Source organism: Phocaeicola coprophilus DSM 18228 = JCM 13818, assembly GCF_000157915.1.
GTDB lineage: Bacteria > Bacteroidota > Bacteroidia > Bacteroidales > Bacteroidaceae > Phocaeicola > Phocaeicola coprophilus.
On record NZ_EQ973638.1, the window covers coordinates 99,261 to 101,921 of the forward strand.

General features: G+C 50.1%; 2 protein-coding genes and 1 pseudogene. All 3 read left to right on the forward strand.

Annotation, left to right across the window (positions count from 1 at the left end; translation table 11 throughout):
• Positions 1-1,610, forward strand: a pseudogene (locus BACCOPRO_RS07665) (hypothetical protein); the annotation flags it as partial.
• Positions 1,607-2,332, forward strand: coding sequence for a hypothetical protein (locus tag BACCOPRO_RS07670; protein WP_008142442.1), 726 nt, complete (start codon positions 1,607-1,609; stop codon positions 2,330-2,332). The pseudogene BACCOPRO_RS07665 and the gene BACCOPRO_RS07670, both read left to right, overlap by 4 nt.
• A 19-nt stretch (positions 2,333-2,351) precedes the next feature.
• On the forward strand, positions 2,352-2,661 hold a 310-nt coding region (locus tag BACCOPRO_RS07675; protein ID WP_040311311.1), incomplete at its 3' end, for a DUF5045 domain-containing protein.

The following is a 2,661-nucleotide window of genomic DNA, read 5'->3' on the forward strand; positions in this document are numbered from 1 at the left end:
ATATAGCCCGTCGCGACCAGGGAAGCACCGTACTGTGTGACTACTATCCTCCTACAGACGACAACAGCATTCTAAACAGCGGTGAATGGACTCGCTTTTCCACCACAGATGCCGGATTCTACCCAAACGCTTCGCAGAGAGAACAGGCACTGGCCAACTCAGAACGATATGCGGGATGGTCGAGAGACCGCGTGGAACAGCTCAACAGGCAGAATGACGGATACAACTACAGTATAAATTACTGGATGAAGAGCTACATCATCAGCCGAGGCGGCAAACAGACCAAGAAAGCCTATGCCTACGAGATCCATGTAAAGAAAAGCTGGAACCATGAGGAAATCGTTTATGAAGAGATATTCGATTCCTACTCGATGGACCTGAACACCTTCAAGGCACAGCTGAACGCATTGCTGTCAGAGTTCAACGAAAACGAGGACGGCTATACCTATTATATAGCATCAGACGGTAGGAACTACTACCAGACCACAGATGAAGTAAAGCTTCAGGGATGTGAGAGTGTGACTATCAGCGTAACCTGTTCGGATGGTGTAACTCTCGGGCAAGGAAGCACTCAGTACAAATGCAGAAAATGCGGCAGCTCTCCAAACGCACACACAAAAGAATGTGCCATGCAAACCTCGGTTACGGATGACGAACTGGATCTGTCGGAACTAAACGGCATGATTCAGGAAGCTCAAAACAGGAAAGCATCGCTGGAAGCACAGATAAAGGCACTGGAGGATGAAAACGCCATATTGCTGAAAAAGATTTCGGAAGCCAGTGTGGAAGAAGCTGCTGTACTCCGCCAGCAATACAATGCAAACAAAACGCAGATAGACAAGCTGAAGGCGGAACTTTCCGAATGGGAACAGAAGCTGTCGGAATACGAACAGGCCAAAGCCGATGCTGCAGAGGACAATTCGGTGGCTACGGATGACTATTACCGCATCCCGGCCATCATGCAGGACTGCAAGACCACCTACGGACTCAACTGGGAGGACAGCGGCTCATGGAGCGGCTATACATTTGTCCGAAAGGCCACCATGCCCAACATTGATGGGGTGATCACATTCCAGGCAACGGTATCCATAGCCAGAAAGCCGAAATATTTTCTCGGCATCAAGATACACCGCGCTATCGTACAGATAAGCTGGGAACTGACCTCGGAGTACACGGATACCCATGTAGCCGAAGTAATCACTCTGGACCCAGGCATGTCCGATGCGGAAAAGACGAAGCTGGTAAATGACCGCATAGCGGAAATCGCCCGCCAGTACCCGTCGTGCAAGATTACGACAGAATACATGAAAACCCCTCCGCTGGAAGAGACACCCACCGGAGAGGTATATCATCTGCTCTGGTCAAGCGACCGTCTGGAGATAGCCAGAGAAGTAGATTCGCGCATCACAAATATATACGCAGACCTTGTATCACTGGAAAAGATGATGCACTACAAACGGAGTATCATTGGCGTACTGAAGGACATCGCCCCTACACCCGACTGGGACGAGGGACGACGCCGGACACTGGTGGAAGAATGCCAGGAACGATGGGTGGAGAATGCCAGGAACCTTCCGGAAAGGACAAGCAGAAAGGAGGCAGAGCCATGAAACAATATCTGATTATCGGTCTGTTGCTGATTACCCTTCTGCCGGATGCTGCAAAAGCCCAATGGACTTTTGACATCGTATCGGTAGAAGCCTACATCAACGACCATAAGAAACAACGCAGTTTGCTACTGGCACGCAGTACGCTGGAATACAGCAACAAGCTGCTGCATGAATACAGCCGGGACGAGGTAGGCAATTACAAGGAACTGAATATAGATCTGGACCGTTATACCCGGGCTTTTGACGTGATTGACGTGATGTACCAGTCGCTGCGGACGGTGCTGAATGTAAAGGACACCTACAACATGGTGAGCGACCGAATAAGTGACTACAAGGACATGTTGGGAGCCTATAACAAAAAGATACTGCAGCATGGGCGTGTAGATCCGTCGGACCTGCTGATAATCACCATTAACGAAAGAGCCATACGGGATATTGCCCACGACGGAGAGCAGCTATACAGGTCGGTAAGTGACCTTGTGCTTTATGCAACGGGAGCCGCCGCCTGCTCGACCGCCGACCTACTGATGGTACTGGAATCGGTAAACCGCTCACTGGATGGCATCGAGCGTCATCTGAACCAGGCCTACATAGAGACCTGGAGATACATACAGGTAAGAATCGGCTACTGGAAAGCGAAGATATACAGAGAAAGGACCAAACAGGAAATCATAGACGGTGCCTTCGGCCGCTGGCGCGGTGCCGGTCGTCTGGATTATTAATGATAAAAACAATAAAGACATGAAACAGACATCAAGGACATTAACACTGCTTGCCGTGATAGCCGTTCAGGCTACGATGGCTCAGGCACAGTATGCGACCTACAACCATGATTCACCCAAGCAGAACCAGATTACGGTAATGGAAACCGGTACGGGAGCGCTCACTCCAGAACTCTATTACTGGGCTCTGCACAATAAATACAAGAAAACGGCAGCCACAAAGAACAAGCTGTCGTTCCGCACAATCGCTGGAGCCAACCTTTACGGTCAGGTGGACGATGCGGAAGCAATTGATTCCGCACTGGTAAAGCGTGCGGAAATAGAGGCCC